Source organism: Amycolatopsis sp. NPDC049159 (genome assembly GCF_040648295.1).
Lineage (GTDB): Bacteria > Actinomycetota > Actinomycetes > Mycobacteriales > Pseudonocardiaceae > Amycolatopsis > Amycolatopsis pretoriensis_A.
This window is the reverse complement of the sequence record NZ_JBEZDL010000012.1, coordinates 158,898-175,140: the sequence shown is the minus strand read 5'-3', so window position 1 is coordinate 175,140 and position 16,243 is coordinate 158,898. Positions and strand designations below refer to the sequence as shown.

The following is a 16,243-nucleotide window of genomic DNA, read 5'->3' as shown; positions in this document are numbered from 1 at the left end:
AAGACACTTGCCCGCTGACGCGTCCGCGTGGATACTCGTCTACGAGTACTCGTAGACGAGGAGTCGGGATGAAGCGGCGGAAGGTCGGCAACCTGCTCGGGCTGGCCGTGCTGTCCGTGCTGCTCGACGGGCCCAAGCACCCGTACGAGATGGCCGTCGTGCTCAAGCACCGCGGCAAGGACAGCGACCTGCCGATCAAGTGGGGCTCGCTCTACACCGTCGTCGCGAACCTGGACAAGCACGGCTTCCTCGAGGCCGTCGAGAGCGTGAAGGACGGCGGACGGCCCGAGCGGACCGTCTACCGGATCACCCCGGCCGGGCGCGAGGAGTTCGAGGACTGGGTGCGCGAGCTCGTCGGCACCGTCGACCGGGAACCGCCGCGGTTCAAGGCCGGGCTGTCGATGCTGGGCGTGCTCGGCCCGGACCAGACCGCGGCGCTGCTGCGGCAGCGGGCACAGGCCCTCGAGGAACGCGCCGAGGCGCAGCGCACGTCCCTGGCGCAGCTGGGCGCCCTGATGCCGCGGCTGTTCCTGGTGGAAGTCGAGTACGACCTGGCGATGGTGGAAGCCGAAGCACGCTGGGTGCGCGGCTTCCTCGACGAACTGACCAGCGGCGCCGTGCCCGGCACGGACGCGTGGCGGCGCTGGTACGAGACCGGCGAACTCCCCGGCGACTTCGGGGAGTTCGTGGAAGAGAGATAGCACGGACCCCGGGAGGTGCTGGCACACCGCCCGGGGTCCTCGACCCCGAACCGAGCACGCCCGGCCCCGAGGTGGCACCAAGAGGATAACCGGGCGGCTCTTCGGTTCGGCTTCACCGAAGGGGATGACATGGAAACGACCCGCAAGCACAAAGTGCCCGAGATGGAGGGCTTCCAGGCCCGCTGGTACGCCAAGAACCGCGGCACGGAAGCCCAGCTCAGGCAGTACCGGAAGCAGGCAGCCGAGGTCACGTCCGGGCTGCCGGAAGGTGCCGAGGTCCTGGAGGTGGCGCCCGGGCCGGGCTTCTTCGCCATCGAAGTGGCGAAGCGCGGCTTCCGCGTCACCGGGCTCGACATCAGCCACACGATGGTCGAGATCGCCCGGGAAAACGGCGCGGGCCTGGAGATCGACTTCCGCCAGGGCGACATCACGCACGCGCCGTTCGACGCGGGGTCGTTCGACTTCGTGGTCTGCCAGGCCGCGTTCAAGAACTTCCGGCAGCCGGTGGCGGCGTTGAACGAGATGCACCGGGTGCTGCGCCCGGGCGGGCACGCGGTGATCCAGGACCTCAACCACGAGGCCACCGGCGCGGACATCGGCCGCGAGGTCGCGTCGATGAACGTCGGCGTGGTCAACGGCTTCACCGTCCGACAGACGCTCGGGTGGCTGCGGCGCCGGGCGTTCACCCGGGAGCAGTTCGAGGCGCTGGCCGCGGAGAGCGCTTTCGGCGGCTGCTCGGTCACCGCGGACGGCATCGGCCTGGAGGTCCGCCTCACCCGCTGACGGCCAAGACGGAACTTTCCCTAGGAAAGTTCCGCTTCGGGCCACCTGGAGGCGGCACTTTCCCTAGGAAAGTGCCGCCCTCGGGGTCAGCGGGGGGCCATGCGCAGTGAGCCGTCCATGCGGACGACCTCGCCGTTCAGGTAGTCGTGGTCGATCAGCGAGAGCGCGAGCTGCGCGTACTCGTCCGGCCGCGCGAGGCGCTTCGGGAACGGGATGCCGGACGCGAGCGCCGCGCGGAACTCGTCGCTGACCGTGGCCAGCATCGGGGTGTCGACGATGCCCGGCGCGATGGTCAGCACGCGGATGCCGTGCGAGGCCAGGTCGCGCGCGGCCGGCAGGGTCATCCCCACGACACCGCCCTTGGACGACGAGTAGGCGACCTGCCCGATCTGGCCGTCGAACGCGGCGATGGACGCGGTGTTGATGATGACGCCGCGGGCGTCGTCCGCGAGCGGCTCGGTCTTCGCGATGGCTTCGGAAGCGACCGTCAGGACGTTGAACGTCCCGATCAGGTTGATCTGGATGACCTTCGCGTACAGCGCGAGGTCGTGGCGGCCCTTCTTGGACAGGATCCGCGCGGACGGCCCGATGCCGGCGCAGTTCACCACGGTCCGCAGCGGCACGCCGGCCCCCGAAGCCGTCGCGACGGCCGCCTCGACCTGCTCGACGTCGGTGACGTCGGCCTCGACGTAGGTGATGCCGTCGACCTGCTCGGCCTTCTCGATCGACTGCGCCAGGTCGAGCGCGAACACCTTCGCGCCCTTGGCCGCGAGGGCCTTCGCCGTGGCTCCGCCGAGGCCCGACGCACCACCCGTGACGAGCGCCGCGGTGTCCGTGATCTGCATCTGTGCCGTTCCCTTCGCTGCTCCGGTTCGCGGACCCAGGTTAACGCTCGTTCGCATCGACGTGGTTCGTGTCTTCGCTCACCGCTCTCGGGGCCGACTGTTTCCGTTAGCGTCGTGGTCAACTCCGGCTGTCACCTTCAGCACCATGACGCCAGCTCGGATCGTGGTGGTAGGTACCGGTTACGTCGGCTTGACCACGGGGGCGTGCCTGGCCGGCCTGGGGCATTACGTCACCTGCGTTGACGTCGATCGCGCGAAGGTGTCCCGGCTGAGCGCGGGCCGCGTCGACATCCTCGAACCCGGGCTCACCGACCTGGTCACCCGCGGCATCGCCGCCGGGCGGCTCCAGTTCGTCGTCGGCGCGCGGGAAGCGGTCCGCACCGCGGAGGCGGTGTTCCTCTGCGTGCCGACGCCGATGGGGGCCGGCGGCTCCGCGGACCTGCGCGCGGTCGAGGCGGTGACCACCGAGATCGGCGACGTCCTGCCCGCCGGGTGCGCGCTGGTCACCAAGTCGACCGTCCCGGTCGGCACGTCGGAGCGGATCCAGGCGATGCTCGGCCGCGCCGACGTCCCGGTGGTGTCGAACCCCGAGTTCCTCCGCGAGGGCACCGCGGTCGCGGACTTCCTCGGCCCGGACCGGATCGTCGTCGGGTCCGCCGACCTCGCGGCCGCCCGCTGGGTCGGCGAGCTGTACGCCGACCTGGACGCGCCGCTCGTCGTCGCCGACGCGGCGAGCGCGGAGCTCGTGAAGTACGCCGCGAACTGCTACCTCGCGCTGAAGCTGTCCTACGTCAACTCGATCGCCGAGCTGTGCGAACGCCTGGGCGCGGACATCACGCTGGTCACCGAGGGCATGGGCTACGACCGGCGGATCGGCCGCACGTTCCTCAAGCCGGGCCCGGGCTGGGGTGGCTCGTGCCTGCCGAAGGACACCAGCGCGCTGGTCAAGGTGGCCGAGTCGGTGAACTACGACTTCAAGATGCTGACCTCGGCCATCGACGAGAACATCGCCCAGCGCGACCGGATCGTCGCGAAGATCGCCGGCGCGGTCGGCGGCACGCTGGCCGGCGCCCGGATCGGCGTGCTCGGCCTGGCGTTCAAGGCGGGGACCAACGACCTGCGCGACTCGCCCGCGCTCGCCGTGGCGTCGGTGCTGGGCGCGCTCGGCGCGGAGCTGATCGCCTACGACCCGGCGATCGACGGCGGGATCGACGGGGTGACCGTCGTCGACGACGCCTACCAGGTCGCGAAGGACGCGGACGTCGTCGTCGTGCTGACCGAGTGGGCCGAGTTCAAGCACCTCGACTGGGCCGCGATGGCCGAGCTCATGGACGGCATCGACGTCGTCGACACGCGCAACCTGCTCGACCCGCGGGTGCTCGTGGCCGCCGGGCTGGCCTGGCAGGGCGTCGGGCGGCCGCGGGCCGCCGCGCGAATCAAGGTTTCCTGACTTCCCGCTCTTGGCTAGGGTGATCGACACGGCATCGCGTGTCGGTCACCGGCTGGGTGAGGCATGGAGGTGGCGGGAGTGCCCGTGGAGGCATTTCACCGTGTCAGTTTCCGTTGAGTTGAACCATTTGATCGTCCCGTCCCGGAACAACCGGGAATCCGCCGAATTCCTGGCGAACCTGCTCGGCCTCGAAGTCGGGGAGGAATGGGGTCCGTTCGTCCCGGTCGAGACCCGCAACGGGGTCCGCCTGGACTTCGCGAGCATCCCCGAAGAAGATCTTCGCCTGCAGCACTACTGCTTCCTGATCCCGGAGGACGACTTCGACGCCGTCTTCGCGCGGCTCGTCGAGACCGGCGTGACCTACCACGCCGACCCGATGGGGAAGCAGGTCGGCGAAATCAACCACAACCACGGCGGCCGTGGCGTGTACTTCCTCGATCCCGGCGGCAACGGGATGGAGATCATCACGCAGCCGTACGAGCCGGAGCGGAAGTGTCCGTCGGCTTGGTAATTCGTTAGCGTTGCGTACTATCGGGAGCATGTTCACGACGCGGCCGGAGCTGGCCGGCACCTTCGGGATGGTGGCATCGACGCACTGGCTGGCTTCGGCCACCGGGATGGCGGTGCTGGAAGACGGCGGCAACGCGTTCGACGCGGCGGTCGCGGCCGGGTTCGTCCTGCAGGTCGCCGAGCCGCACCTGTGCGGCCCGGCGGGCCAGGTGCCCGGCCTCTTCGTGACAGCGGACGACCCGACCCCGCGGGCGCTGGCCGGCCAAGGCCCGTCGCCCGCGGGGGCCACGCCCGAGCATTTCGCTTCGCTCGGACTGGACCTGATCCCGGGCAGCGGCCTGCTCCCGGCGACCGTCCCGGGCGCCTGGGACGGCTGGCTCCTGCTCCTTCGCGACTACGGCACGAAGCCGCTTCGCGCGGTGCTGTCGTACGCGATCGGCTACGCCCGCAACGGCGTCCCGCTGGTTTCGCGGGTCACCGACACGATCGGCGCGGTGTCCCGCCTGTTCACCGAGCACTGGCCGACGTCGGCGGAGCTGTGGCTGCCGGACGGCAAGCCGGCCGCGGGCCTGCACCGGAACCCGGCACTGGCGGACACCTGGGAGCGGCTGCTGCGGGAAGCGGAAGCCGTCTCGGGCCGCGAAGCGCAGATCGACGCGGGACGCCGTGCCTGGTCACAGGGTTTCGTCGCCGAAGCGATCGACGCGTTCAGCCGCCGAGCCTTCCGCGACGACTCCGGCCGCGACCACGCGGGCCTGCTGACCGGCGACGACCTGGCTTCGTGGTCGGCGACGTACGAGGATCCGGCGTTCGTGGACATCGGCGACCGTCGCCTGGTCAAGATGGGCGGCTGGACACAGGGTCCGGCGCTGCTCCAGCAAGCGCTGCTGCTGCACGGCTTCCGCGACGAGCTGTCCTTTGTGGACGGAGTCGCGTCGGAGCGCACGGTCCACCTGGCGACCGAAGCGGCGAAGCTGGCCTTCGCCGACCGCGAGGCGTGGTACGGCGACACGGACGTCCCCCTCGACGTGCTGCTTTCGGCGTCGTACACCGATGCCCGGCGCGCGTTGATCACCGACACGGCGTCCGCCTCGCTTCGCCCGGGAGACGCTCGCGGCCCGGCCCGGCTCCCGGCGATCCTCGACTCGCTGCGGGGTGTGCAGTCCGAAGGCGGCGCGACGGGCGAGCCGACGGTCGGTCCCCAGGGCCGGACCCGCGGCGACACGGTCCACCTCGACGTCGTCGACGCGGCCGGCAACCTGGTCTCGCTGACCCCCTCGGGCGGCTGGCTGCAGTCGAGCCCGGCGATCCCGTCACTGGGCTTCTGCCTGGACTCCCGCGGCCAGATGTTCTGGCTGGAACAGGGCTTGCCGAACTCGCTGGCCCCGCGCAAACGCCCCCGCATCACGCTTTCGCCGTCCCTGGCCCTCCGCGACGGCGTCCCGACCCTGGCCTTCGGCACCCCGGGCGGCGACCAGCAGGACCAGTGGCAGCTGTGCTTCTGGCTGGCCCACGTCTACGGCGGCCTGAACCTCCAGGAGTCGATCGACGCACCGGCCTGGCACACGACGGCCTTCCCGAGCTCGTTCTACCCCCGCTCCTGGAACCCCCGCGAGCTGGTGGTGGAGTCCCGCCTGGGCACGTCCACTTTGGACGGATTGCGCGACCGCGGCCACGAGGTGCTGGACGCGGGAGCCTGGGCCCTCGGCCGCCTCTCGGCGGTCTCCCGCACCGACGGCCTTCTCCGCGCGGCGGCCAACGCCCGCGGCATGCAGGGCTACGCCGCAGGCCGGTAGGTGGTCGCAGTCGCTCAAAGGGTGAGCGAGCCCCAGCCCCCGCCTTCCGCGAGCAGCGTGCGGACTCCAACGGCGTGGTGTCGCCCTGCCACAGCTCGCAGATCCAGCTCGCGGCCAGGTGCATCGGCCGCACGGACCCGGCCACTTCGGTCCCGCCGGCCGTCGCGATGATCTTGTGCGCGGCGAGGTCGCTCACTTCCCGGGCTTCTCCCACAGCCAGAACTCGATGCCCTGGTTGTCGGTGCAGTCCGCCGTCGTCCCGTACGGGTGGTTCTCCACCTCGCCCGCCTGACCGCCGCTCTCGCGCACCCGCGTGAGAGCCGCCGCGAGGTCGTCCACCGCGTACATCAGCTTCCACCCCACCTGCCGGTCGCCGGCCCACAACCCGCCCTCGAGGCCCGGCCCCGAGAAGCCCCAAGCGTCCGAGACCGAGCCCGGCGTGAACTGCCAGCCCAGCACCGCGCCGTAGAACGACTTCGCGGGCTCGGCTTCCGGCACCTGGAACGTGAAGTACATGGCCGAGCCCGGCGCGGGCGAAGCCGAAGCAACCGCCTGCGAGACCAGCCAGCGCTGGCCGAACGGGTCGCGGAACGAGCCACCCCGCCCGTACGGCGAGTCGCTCACCGCGCGGATCAGCGTCGCCCCGCGCTCCAGCGCCCGCGCCACCGACACGTCCGGGTCCGGCACCTCGACCCGCACCGACGCGCCCCCCTCCCGCGGCGCGACGTGCCCGATCTCGGGGTACTCCTCGGCCAGCATCAGCACCGCGTCGCCGATGGCCAGCTCGGCGTGGCCGATGCGGCCGTCGTCCATCAGGATCGGCTCGCCGCGGCGGACCGCGCCGAACACCTCGACGTAGAAGTCGAGGGCGGCGCGCGCGTCGGAAACGGCCAGGTACGGCGTGAGTGAGCGCAGTGCGGCGGTGGTGGCCGGCGCTTCGGAAGTGGTGGTCACATCGGCTCCGTTCAAGATCGAGCGACGCAGGTTGTCGCGCAGCTCGGCGGCGAAGTCCGGGTCGGGTTCGACCCGTGCGGAGGGACGGCGGAGCGCGTCGAACGGCTCAGGCATCGCGACCCTCCTTCTCTTCGTAGGCACGCCGGAACGCGGCGCGGGCGCGCACGAGCAACGCCTCGGTGGCGTGCACGCTCCGGCCCAGGTGGCCGGCGACCTCGGGCACCCCGAGGCCGTCGACGTACCGGAGGGTCAGCGCGGCCCGGTGGTGCGGGCCGAGCGAGTCGAGCACCTGTCTCGCGCGCAGGGCGTCGAGCTGCTCGTCCCACGGGTCTTCGACGGCCGGCTCGCTGTCGTGCACGAGCCGCAAGCCGCGTTCCTCGCGTTCCCGGCGCCGCCAGTGGTCGGCGAGCTTGTGCCGGGCGACGCCGATCAGCCACCCGGTGCTCACTGGCGGTGCGTACTCCTTGCGACAGGCGGCGACCGCCCCGAGGAACGTCTCGGACGTCAGTTCCTCGGCGAGCGTGCGGTCGCCGCAGCGGGACAGCAGGTACCCGTAGACCTCCGGCAGCGCGGTCTCGTAGAGGCCGAGCAGCGCGAAGGCCGGGTCCGGTCGTACCCGAGGTTCCGTCACACCCCCATAGTCGTCCGGCGGGCCGCTTTTCCGACGGGTGAATCCGGGATTTCTACGCGCGCGGGTCCGGCAGCCGGCGCCCGGTGATCGCGACGATCGCCGCCAGCACCGCGATCAGGCCGATGACCAGCGCGAACGCGTCACGGCTGCCCAGCGAGCCGGCGAGGGCCGCGTACAAACTGCCCAGCGTCGCCACCCCCAGCGCCAGCGACGTCTGCTGGTTCGTCGTCATCACGCCGCTGCCCACGCCGGCCAGGTCGGTCGGCACGTGCGACAGGACGATCCGGAACAACGTCGTCATGGCGAGGGCGTTGCCGACCCCGATCGCCACCATCGACGGCGCCAGGTCGAGCACGGTCAGGTGCGGCCACTGCGCCAGCGTCGTGCACAGCAGCGTCACCATGCCGACCGCCGTGATCGCGCCGCCGATCGGGACGACCCGCGGCCCGTAGCGGGCCACCAGCCGGCTGCTCAGCATCGACACCGTGAAGTACGCGACCGCCAGCGGCGTCAGCGCGAGACCCGCGCCCAGCGGGCCGAAGTGCAGGCCCTCCTGCAGCGTCATCGCGTAGACGAACATGAACGAGCCGAACGCGCCGAAGAACGGGATCGCCACCATCAGCCCGCGCCGGACGCTCGGCAGGCGCAGCACCGACGGCGGGAGCAGCGGGGTGCCGCCGGTGCGCTCCAGGCGTCGTTCCACGTGGACCAGCGCCGCGGCCGAGAACGGGAACAGGGCCAGCAGCACGATCGTCCACACCGGCCAGCCCAGCGCCCGGCCTTCCATCAGCGGGACCAGCAACGACAGCAGCGTCGCGGCCAGCAGCAGCGTGCCGGCCCGGTCGACGCCCAGCGGGTTGTGCGCGCGGCTCTCCGGCAGGCGGCGGGCCAGCACCAGCACCAGCAGGCCGATGGGCACGTTCACCAGGAAGATCGGCCGCCAGCCGGTGCCGAACAGGTCCGCGGCCACCAGGCCGCCGCCGAGCAGCTGGCCGACGACCGTCGAGAGACCGCCGGTGGCGCCGTACAGACCCAGCGCGCGCGAACGCTCTTCGCCGGACGTCGTCGCCTGGATGATCGAGAGCACCTGCGGCAGCAGCAACGCCGACGCCGCCCCCTGCGCGGCGCGGGCGATCACCAGCGTGGTCGCCGTCGGGGCGATCCCGCAGGCCAGGGACGTCAGGGTGAACAGCCAGAGGCCCCAGAAGAACAGCCGCCGCCTGCCGAACGAGTCGCCGAGGCGCCCGCCGACCACCAGCAGCACCGCGTAGGCGATGCCGTAGGCGGCGACCACCAGTTCCAGGGTCGCGGTGGACGCGTGCAGGTCGGCATCGATCGTCGGCAGCGCGACGTTGACGATGAAGAAGTCGATGATCGGCAGTGCCGCCCCCAGCAGCACCGTGACCAGGCCGGCGGGGGTCAACCCAGGCCGGGCGGGAGCGCCGGTGGTACTCGGCGCGAGTTCAGTCGTGGTCATGGGTACTACGATCGGCCCCGATTTAAACTGGTACCAGTTGTTGTTTATCCGGGTACCACCACTACCTGGTACCAGTTTCGAAGGCGTGTCATCCTGGCACCATGACCACCGCCGTCGAATCCGAACTGCGCCGCCAGGAGCTGGCGAGGTTCCTGCGCAGCCGGCGCGAGCGCATCACGCCCGAACAGGTCGGCCTCCCGCTTCTGGGCCGCCGCCGGACGCCGGGGCTGCGCCGCGAAGAGGTCGCGCAGCTCGCCGGCGTCGGGGTCACCTGGTACACGTGGCTGGAGCAGGGCCGCGACATCAACGCGTCCGAGCAGGTGCTGCAGGCGATCGCCCGCACGCTGCGGCTCGACCCGCACGAGCACACCCACCTCTTCCGCCTGGCCGGCGCGCCCGAGCCCGAAGGCGAGAAGGACTGCCAGGTCATCACGCCCGCCATGGAGCTGATGCTCGAAAAGCTCGAGCCGTACCCGGTCGCCGTCCGCAACGCGCGCTGCGACCTGCTCGCCTACAACCGCGGCTACACCTGGCTGATGGGCGACGTCGACGCGATCCCGTTCGCCGACCGCAACACCCTGGTGCAGTGCCTGCTCAACCCCGAGTGGCGGGCCCGGATGCTGGACTGGGAGACGAACATCCCGCGCGTGATCGCCTCCTTCCGCGCGGCGATGGCCGACCACGTCGCCGAGCCCGCGTGGAAGCAGCTGGTCAAGCGGCTCAAGGCGGAGTCGCCGCTGTTCGCCGAGCTCTGGCCGCACCACGACGTCAACTCGGAGCCGATCCGCACGAAGCGGTACCTGCACCCGGACGTCGGGCTGCTGCGGTTCAACTTCACCTACCTCCACTACGGCCGTCGCTCGGAGATCACGGTGTCGACCTACACCCCGGCCGACGAGGAGACCGCGGCCAAGCTGCCGCTCATGCTCGGCTGACTACGGCGTACGGCGTACGCCGGGAGCCGCTCCGGGACGGACGCGCCGCGGCCGCGCGACCGGTAGCTTTCGCGGCATGAGATGGCAGCCGTGGGTGGGGCGCGTGGTGCGCACCGTCGTCGTCACCGGGTTCGTGCTCGGGGCGACCAGCGGTGCGTCGCGCTGGCAGCCCGGCTCGCCGCCGATGACCCCGCTCGCGGCCGCGTGGCTCGCCGCCACCGGGCTGACGCTGCTGCTCGTCCACCGCTTCCCGCTGACGATCTTCCTGGTCACCACGGCGTCGGCGTTCGGCTACTACGCCTCCGGGCTGCCCGGCGGGCCGGTCATCCTCGTCCCGACCGTCGCGCTCTTCCTGCTCACCCGGCAGCGCGGGCCGCTGACCGCCGGGATCACCGGGTCCGCCGCGCTGACCGTGCTCTACCTGGTCCACATCGTGACGTCGGGGTCGTTCGCGCCGGCGTTCGGCGCCGGGTTCCTCGTCGTCTGGCTGGTCGCGGTGATCGGCGTCGGCACCGCCGTGCGGTACCAGTTCGACGCGCTCGCCGCCCGCCGCGCGCAGGCCGACGAGCACCGTCACCGGCTCGCCGAGCAGGAGCGGCTGCGCATCGCCCGCGAGGTCCACGACGTCGTCGCGCACAGCCTCGCCATGATCAACGTCCAGGCGGGCGTCGCCGCGCACGTCGCCGACCGGCGCCCCGAGCAGGCGAAGGAGGCGCTGCTGAACATCAAGGCCGCCAGCGCGTCCGCGCTCAAGGACCTGCGGGCCACCCTGGCCGTGCTGCGCTCCGGCGAGGACAAGGCCCCCGCTCCGAGCCTCGCCCAGGCCGGCGAACTGCTCGAACACGCCCGCGACGCCGGGCTGGCGGTCGAGGTCCACGGCGAGCCCGGCGACCTCCCGGCGCCGGTGGACGCGGCCGCGTACCGGATCCTCCAGGAGTCGCTGACCAACGTCGTCCGGCACGCCGACCGGCCGGAACGCGTGGCCGTCCGGTTCGAACGGCAGCCGGGGACCTTCACGCTGGGGGTGCGCGACGACGGCCGCGGTACCGCCCGGCCGACGCCGGGCCACGGCCTGCGGGGGATGAGCGAACGCGCCGCCGCGCTCGGTGGCCGGTGCACCGCCGGGCCGGTCGACGGCGGTTTCGAAGTGTGCGTCGAGCTGCCGATCGAGGGGGAAGCATGATCCGCGTCCTGCTGGCCGACGACCAGGTCCTGGTCCGCGCCGGGTTCCGCGTGCTGCTGGAGACCGAGGACGGCTTCGAGGTGTGCGGCGAGGCGGGCGACGGCGATCAGGCGGTGGCCGGTGCGCTCGAGCACAAGCCGGACATCGTCGTGATGGACGTCCGGATGCCCGGCGTCGACGGCCTCGAAGCGACCCGCCGGATCACCGCGAACCCCGAGCTCGCCGGGACGAAGGTGCTGGTCCTGACCACGTTCGACGTCGACGAGTACGTCTACGAAGCCCTGCGCGCGGGCGCGAGCGGGTTCCTGCTGAAGGACACCGAGCCGGTCGAGCTGCTGCGCGCGCTTCGGGTCGTCGTGAGCGGGGAGGCGCTGCTGGCGCCGACCGTCACGCGCCGGCTGATCCAGGAGTTCGTCGGGCGCCCCGAGAACCGGCGCATCGACACCAGCGCCGTCCGCGAGATCACCGACCGCGAACGCGAGGTCCTCGCGCTCGTCGCGGGTGGCATGTCGAACGACGAAATCGCCGCCCACCTGGTGATCTCGACGGCCACGGCGCGCACCCACGTCAGCCGCATCATGACGAAGATCGGCGCGCGCGACCGGGCCCAGCTGGTGGTGCTGGCCTACGAATCCGGGCTGGTCAGCCCGCGTCGCCCCGCCTGACCGCCCGCACGGTCCGCACCAGGAACACCACGGCGAGGACCGCGACCAAGCAGATCCAGATCATGCGGCGCCTCCTCTCCCGGCCGACTCTCTGCTCAAGAGGCGTCCGGGAGGGGGACGGCGTTCACCGACACGGCCGAACTCACCCGTTCGGGTCAGTTGTTGGTGCGCTCCGTCGGCGGCGCCTTCTGGACCTGCGCGGTCAGCAGCGTCTTGAACGAGCTGAGCGTCGCGTCCTTGGACGGGCCGAACGAGTCGATGATGATCACGCGGTTGTAGAGCACGTAGACCGCGCGGTAGACCTGCTGGTTCGTGTCCGCCGCCGAGTACACCTGGACGCCGTGCAGCGACAGGTTGCGGTTGACGGTCAGGCCGCCTTCCTGCTCCGCGTTGCCGTACTCGGCCGCCACCGCGGAGGCGGCCTGCGCGTTCGGCAGCTCCAGCGCGAACAGGCCCAGCGTGACGTCGCCGTCCTTGGTCGTCTTGAGCAGGCCTTCGGTCATGCCGCTCTGCTTGAGCTTCTCGATGACCGTCGTCGGCAGGTACTTGGCCGACTGCAGCTTGTCGAGGTCGAACTCGCCACCGCCGGCGCGGGTCGTGCCCGCCGGGGTGACCAGGGAGGCGGAGTTGTCGGCCGGCTCCGGCTTGGCCGCGGGCGGCTCCGGGAGCGGCTTCACGGTCGGCGCGGGCGGCGGCTGCTGCAGGCTCGAGCTCTGCGCGACCGGCGGGTTCTGGCCGCCGCCGTCCTTGATGAACAGCGCCCAGACGCCGAAGCCGAGCCCGGCCACCACGAGCACCGCGACCACGGCGAACGCGATCTTCTTGCCCTTGCCGGACGACGGCTGGGTCTGGAAGCTCTCCGGGCCCTGGCTGATCCAGTCGGCGTTGGTGGACGGCGCCAGCGGCGGGAACTCCGAACCGCCCCACGGCGGGCTGACGTCCTGCTGCTGCGCGCCCCACGGGTTCTGCTGCTGCATCGGCTGGGCGAACCCGCCGGCGGGGGAGGGCTGGCCGTACTGCGGGGGCGGCTGCTGCTGCGGGAACCCGCCCGACGGCGAGTGCGGGTGCTGCTGTTGCTGCCACTGCGGGACGACCTGGGTCCGCTCGCCACCGCCGGCGTCGGCCGCGGAGACGACCTGCGTCGCTTCGGCGGAGTTCTCCTGCGACTGCGGCTGGGGCGGGGACACCGGCGGGATGATCTGGGTCTCGGCGGCGTTGCCGGCCGGTTGCGCCTGCGCGGGCTGGACGGGCTGCGCGGAGGCCGCCGACTGGCTCTCGCCGGTCGACACGGCCATGGACAGGACCCGGTCCCGCCGCGCCCGGTATTCGTCGGCCGTCAGGTTGCCCGCCGCGAGCTCCTCGTCAAGCCTGCGCAGCTCTTCCTGCCAGGTCACCCCGGTACCCCCTTGGGTATGTCGCCTGCGAGTGCGAACTGAGGGTTCGCACGGAGTCATTGTGCACGGGTGTGCTCACCTGTTCGTCGCCCACCACCCCGTCGTTACCTCGGCGTGGCGGAGGTCAGCGCGGGTGCGCCGCGAGCACCTGCCCGAGCAGGTCGATCGTCTGGTCGCGCAGCAGCGCCGACGACCCGCCGATGACGCTCCGCTCGACCAGTTCGAAGGTCACGATGTCGCGGTCGGTGAACAGGCCCGCCATCTCCTGCGCCGTGCTCTGCGCCACCGTCTCGGCGTGCACGATGGTGACGTCCTGGCAGGTCGCGGCCAGGAACGGGCTGGCGAACTGGGTGAACGAGTCGGCGACCACCGCCGTGTTCGGAGCTATCGAACCCTTCGGCTTGGCGCCGTCCGGCTGGCTCAGGTGCAGCGGGGTCTTGAAGTCGCTGGCGATGTAGCGGGTCCGGTCGGCGCCGCCGTCGGTGGACAGGCTGTACGTCGTCAGCGAGCGCTGTTCGTTCTTGCCGAGCACCCGGGCCAGGTCGGCGGGCCACGGCCGGACGCCGGTCGGCGCCGCCTGCCAGTTCGCCGTGCTGCCGGGCTGGAGGGCCGAGCCCAGCGCGTACGTCATCACCAGGCCGCCGTCGAACGACCAGTGCGTGTCGTTGCGGTCGTACAGCGAGTGCCCGACGCGCTTTTCGGCGTCGGCGAGCGCCGGCCGCAGGTCGATCGCGCCGGCCTCGCGCGGCACGCGGTTCCAGAACTCGGCGGTCCGCGCCTGCGCGCACGGCTTGCCGACGTAGGTGTCGGGCAGGTGCGACGGCTCTTCGCTGTACTTGTCCGGCGCGATGACCAGCTCGAACTTCCGCCCCGACCGCTCGACGACGCCGCGCAGCTTCCGCAGGGCCGCGACGACGTGGTCGGTGTCCATCACCGGGCGGCACCGCGCGTTGACGTCCTCGCCGAGGTAGAGCCAGCCGTCCTTGCCCGGGAGCACGGTCGGGTAGACGTACCCCGGGACGTCGCCGGTGTTCGGCTGCCCCTGGTCGACGCCGACGGTGCCGCCGTCGTGGCTGGTGCCCTGGCCGGACCCGGGCGGGTCCCCGAAGACGCCGGTGCCGATCGCGTCGGCGGCCTGCACCCCGGCCTGCCGCAGCGGCAGGTGGTCGGTCGCCCAGCCGGACAGGCCGGTGAAGAACCCGAAGCCGTCGGACAGGCTCGGGAAGTCGCGCAGCGGCCGGTTCTCGAACGCGGACGGCCGCACGCCGACCGCGGACAGGAACAGCGGCGTGACGAAGAAGAAGGCCGCGCAGGCCAGTGCGGTGCGCTGGCGCTTGCTGTGCCGGGGCCGGTAGAGGTTGTGCTCCTTGGGGAGGAACGACTCCGGGGTCCTCGGCAGCGCCGGCTGGGTGGGCAACTGCGACGGAGGACGGGACGACACGGCCGTATCCTAGCGCCGGGCCGGTACCGGGCGGTTCCGGAATCGGTGATCTCGGAGGGACGTGCGATGAACGGTGGCCGAGGGCCGGGCTACGAGGCGCGGCTGGCCAGGGAACGTGAGACCTTCGCCGGCCAGGAGGAGATCCACGGCAACCTGCCGCCGTCGGCGCACCGGTGGTCCAACCGGCACGTGCGCCCGAAGCTCGAAGCGCTCGGCGTACCGGGCCTCGACGAGCTGATCGTCGGGCAGATCGCCGAGCGCGCGCGGCAGCTCTCGCGGGACGCGGTCGTGCTGTCGCTGGGCAGCGGCAACGGCGACCAGGAGCTCGGCTGGCTGCGCGGCCTCGCCGCCGAAGGCCTGGACAACGTCCGGCTGCGGCTGCTGGAGCTGAACCCCGAGATGCAGGCGCGGGCCGAGGCCTCGGCCCGCGAGCAGGGCGTGGCCGACCGCGTCGAGCTGATCACCGCCGACTTCAACACCTGGCGCGCCGACGCCGAGCACGACGTCGTCGTCGGGTTCCAGGCGCTGCACCACGTGCTGGACCTCGAACACCTCTACGGCCAGATCAAGCACAGCCTCACCGCGGACGGCGTCCTCGTCGTGCACGACATGATCGGCCGCAACGGGCACCGCCGGTGGCCCGAGGCGCACGAGGTCGTCGACCGGATCTGGGCGACGCTGCCGCCGGAGCTGCGGCACAACTCGCTGACCGGGCGGATCGACGAGCGGTTCGAGGACGTCGACTGCGCCGCCGACGGTTTCGAAGGCATCCGCGCCCAGGACGTCCTGCCGGTGCTGCTCGACCACCTGCACCCGAGCCTGTTCCTGCCCTACGGCAACGTGATCGACCCGTTCGTCGACCGCATCTACGGCCACAACTTCGCCATGGACAACGCCGCGCACGTCGCCCTGATCGACGAGATCGGCGTGCTCGACGACAGCCTGCTCGACCTCGGGCTCGTCACCGGCACGCGGCTGACCGCGCTGTTCCACCCGACGCCGCAGCCGTTGCGCGTGCACGGCAACCGGACGCCGGAGCGGTCGGTGCGCGACACCCGCGTGGTCGACCCGGCGGGCCGCGTCTCGTTCCGGCCCGGCGGCACCAACGGCGAACGGCTGGTGACCGGCGCGGGCGTCGTGACCGGGCGGATGAACGGCGTCGCCCACGACGACTGGGCGGCGCCGTCGATCGAGTTCCCGGTGCTGACCACGGCCGGGGTCGAGGCGCTCGAGCTCAAGACGTACCTCCCGGACGACGCCACCGAGCACGGCAGCGTCACGGTGTCCGTGGACGGCGTCCCGGTCGCCAAGGCCGACGTCGGCGCGGGGCTGACCGAGCAGGTGCTGCCGGTCCGGCTCGACGCCCACCGGCAGGTGCGGCTCTCGCTCGACGCGGACTGGTCGATCACGGCCGGGCTGGGCTCGGACCGCCGCACACTGGCGTACGTCCTGGTCGGACTGAGCCTCCGCTAATCTGC

The 16,243-nt window shown here is 71.8% G+C and carries 15 protein-coding genes; 9 read left to right on the top strand and 6 right to left on the bottom strand.

Features of this window, described 5'->3' with window-relative positions; translation table 11 throughout:
* The first annotated feature begins 68 nt into the window (after positions 1 to 68).
* Both AB0B33_RS23285 and AB0B33_RS23280 read left to right on the top strand, forming a co-directional pair.
* A complete protein-coding gene (locus AB0B33_RS23285) occupies positions 69 to 701 on the top strand; it encodes a PadR family transcriptional regulator (RefSeq protein ID WP_360775180.1) in 633 nt (210 codons plus the stop codon).
* A gap of 129 nt (positions 702 to 830) precedes the next feature.
* A complete protein-coding gene (locus AB0B33_RS23280) occupies positions 831 to 1,484 on the top strand; it encodes a class I SAM-dependent methyltransferase (RefSeq protein WP_360775177.1) in 654 nt (217 codons plus the stop codon).
* An 86-nt stretch (positions 1,485 to 1,570) separates the two neighbouring features.
* On the opposite strand, the gene AB0B33_RS23275 is transcribed toward AB0B33_RS23280, so the two are convergent.
* Entirely contained in the window at positions 1,571 to 2,329 is a 759-nt protein-coding gene (locus AB0B33_RS23275; RefSeq protein ID WP_247016064.1) for an SDR family NAD(P)-dependent oxidoreductase, read from the bottom strand.
* Positions 2,330 to 2,474: 145 nt separating this feature from the next.
* Between AB0B33_RS23275 and AB0B33_RS23270 the strand changes: the two genes are divergently transcribed.
* The 3 genes from AB0B33_RS23270 to AB0B33_RS23260 all read left to right on the top strand — a co-directional run bounded on the left by AB0B33_RS23270 (position 2,475) and on the right by AB0B33_RS23260 (position 6,085).
* Complete coding sequence (locus AB0B33_RS23270; protein WP_360775173.1) at positions 2,475 to 3,779, top strand: UDP-glucose/GDP-mannose dehydrogenase family protein; 1,305 nt, start codon at positions 2,475 to 2,477, stop codon at positions 3,777 to 3,779.
* A 118-nt stretch (positions 3,780 to 3,897) separates the two neighbouring features.
* Positions 3,898 to 4,290: a VOC family protein gene (locus AB0B33_RS23265; RefSeq protein WP_360775171.1), complete on the top strand. Its 393-nt coding sequence runs from the start codon at positions 3,898 to 3,900 to the stop codon at positions 4,288 to 4,290.
* Between the two features lie 28 nt (positions 4,291 to 4,318).
* Positions 4,319 to 6,085, top strand: coding sequence for a gamma-glutamyltransferase (locus AB0B33_RS23260; RefSeq protein ID WP_360775168.1), 1,767 nt, complete (start codon positions 4,319 to 4,321; stop codon positions 6,083 to 6,085).
* 192 nt (positions 6,086 to 6,277) lie between these two features.
* On the opposite strand, the gene AB0B33_RS23255 is transcribed toward AB0B33_RS23260, so the two are convergent.
* From AB0B33_RS23255 to AB0B33_RS23245, 3 genes are read right to left on the bottom strand one after another with little or no spacing between them, the layout of a single operon-like run.
* Positions 6,278 to 7,153, bottom strand: a complete 876-nt coding sequence (locus AB0B33_RS23255) for a VOC family protein (protein WP_360775165.1) — start codon at positions 7,151 to 7,153, stop codon at positions 6,278 to 6,280.
* A complete protein-coding gene (locus tag AB0B33_RS23250; RefSeq protein WP_247016054.1) occupies positions 7,146 to 7,670 on the bottom strand; it encodes a sigma-70 family RNA polymerase sigma factor in 525 nt (174 codons plus the stop codon). Before AB0B33_RS23250 ends, AB0B33_RS23255 begins: the two co-directional genes overlap by 8 nt.
* 52 nt (positions 7,671 to 7,722) lie before the next feature.
* On the bottom strand, positions 7,723 to 9,147 hold the full coding sequence (locus AB0B33_RS23245) for an MFS transporter (RefSeq protein ID WP_360775162.1): 1,425 nt from the start codon (positions 9,145 to 9,147) through the stop codon (positions 7,723 to 7,725).
* A 101-nt stretch (positions 9,148 to 9,248) separates the two neighbouring features.
* On the opposite strand from AB0B33_RS23245, the gene AB0B33_RS23240 reads away from it, so the two are divergent.
* From AB0B33_RS23240 to AB0B33_RS23230, 3 genes are all read left to right on the top strand, one after another.
* A complete protein-coding gene (locus AB0B33_RS23240) occupies positions 9,249 to 10,082 on the top strand; it encodes a helix-turn-helix transcriptional regulator (RefSeq protein WP_360775160.1) in 834 nt (277 codons plus the stop codon).
* A gap of 76 nt (positions 10,083 to 10,158) precedes the next feature.
* Positions 10,159 to 11,265: a sensor histidine kinase gene (locus AB0B33_RS23235; protein WP_360775158.1), complete on the top strand. Its 1,107-nt coding sequence runs from the start codon at positions 10,159 to 10,161 to the stop codon at positions 11,263 to 11,265.
* Positions 11,262 to 11,930, top strand: a complete 669-nt coding sequence (locus AB0B33_RS23230; RefSeq protein WP_360775155.1) for a response regulator transcription factor — start codon at positions 11,262 to 11,264, stop codon at positions 11,928 to 11,930. Before AB0B33_RS23235 ends, AB0B33_RS23230 begins: the two co-directional genes overlap by 4 nt.
* 155 nt (positions 11,931 to 12,085) lie before the next feature.
* Here the strand turns inward: AB0B33_RS23230 and AB0B33_RS23225 are convergent, their stop codons facing one another.
* Both AB0B33_RS23225 and AB0B33_RS23220 read right to left on the bottom strand, forming a co-directional pair.
* Positions 12,086 to 13,324 (bottom strand): DUF1707 domain-containing protein, encoded by a 1,239-nt coding sequence (locus tag AB0B33_RS23225; protein ID WP_360775152.1) that lies wholly within the window; start codon positions 13,322 to 13,324, stop codon positions 12,086 to 12,088.
* Positions 13,325 to 13,448: 124 nt separating this feature from the next.
* The gene (locus tag AB0B33_RS23220; protein ID WP_360775149.1) at positions 13,449 to 14,765 is read right to left on the bottom strand and encodes a hypothetical protein; all 1,317 of its coding nucleotides are present in this window, start codon (positions 14,763 to 14,765) and stop codon (positions 13,449 to 13,451) included.
* 66 nt (positions 14,766 to 14,831) lie between these two features.
* Between AB0B33_RS23220 and AB0B33_RS23215 the strand changes: the two genes are divergently transcribed.
* Positions 14,832 to 16,238: a class I SAM-dependent methyltransferase gene (locus AB0B33_RS23215; RefSeq protein ID WP_360775146.1), complete on the top strand. Its 1,407-nt coding sequence runs from the start codon at positions 14,832 to 14,834 to the stop codon at positions 16,236 to 16,238.
* The last annotated feature ends 5 nt before the right edge of the window (positions 16,239 to 16,243 follow it).

What these genes read in the sequence shown, in the direction of transcription:
- AB0B33_RS23245 (WP_360775162.1), bottom strand. Translation starts at nt 9,147, where the DNA reads ATGACCACGACTGAACTCGCGCCGAGTACCACCGGCGCTCCCGCCCGG.
- AB0B33_RS23235 (WP_360775158.1), top strand. Translation starts at nt 10,159, where the DNA reads ATGAGATGGCAGCCGTGGGTGGGGCGCGTGGTGCGCACCGTCGTCGTC.
- AB0B33_RS23285 (WP_360775180.1), top strand. Translation starts at nt 69, where the DNA reads ATGAAGCGGCGGAAGGTCGGCAACCTGCTCGGGCTGGCCGTGCTGTCC.
- AB0B33_RS23270 (WP_360775173.1), top strand. Translation starts at nt 2,475, where the DNA reads ATGACGCCAGCTCGGATCGTGGTGGTAGGTACCGGTTACGTCGGCTTG.
- AB0B33_RS23255 (WP_360775165.1), bottom strand. Translation starts at nt 7,153, where the DNA reads ATGCCTGAGCCGTTCGACGCGCTCCGCCGTCCCTCCGCACGGGTCGAA.
- AB0B33_RS23240 (WP_360775160.1), top strand. Translation starts at nt 9,249, where the DNA reads ATGACCACCGCCGTCGAATCCGAACTGCGCCGCCAGGAGCTGGCGAGG.
- AB0B33_RS23230 (WP_360775155.1), top strand. Translation starts at nt 11,262, where the DNA reads ATGATCCGCGTCCTGCTGGCCGACGACCAGGTCCTGGTCCGCGCCGGG.
- AB0B33_RS23280 (WP_360775177.1), top strand. Translation starts at nt 831, where the DNA reads ATGGAAACGACCCGCAAGCACAAAGTGCCCGAGATGGAGGGCTTCCAG.
- AB0B33_RS23275 (WP_247016064.1), bottom strand. Translation starts at nt 2,329, where the DNA reads ATGCAGATCACGGACACCGCGGCGCTCGTCACGGGTGGTGCGTCGGGC.
- AB0B33_RS23215 (WP_360775146.1), top strand. Translation starts at nt 14,832, where the DNA reads ATGAACGGTGGCCGAGGGCCGGGCTACGAGGCGCGGCTGGCCAGGGAA.
- AB0B33_RS23260 (WP_360775168.1), top strand. Translation starts at nt 4,319, where the DNA reads ATGTTCACGACGCGGCCGGAGCTGGCCGGCACCTTCGGGATGGTGGCA.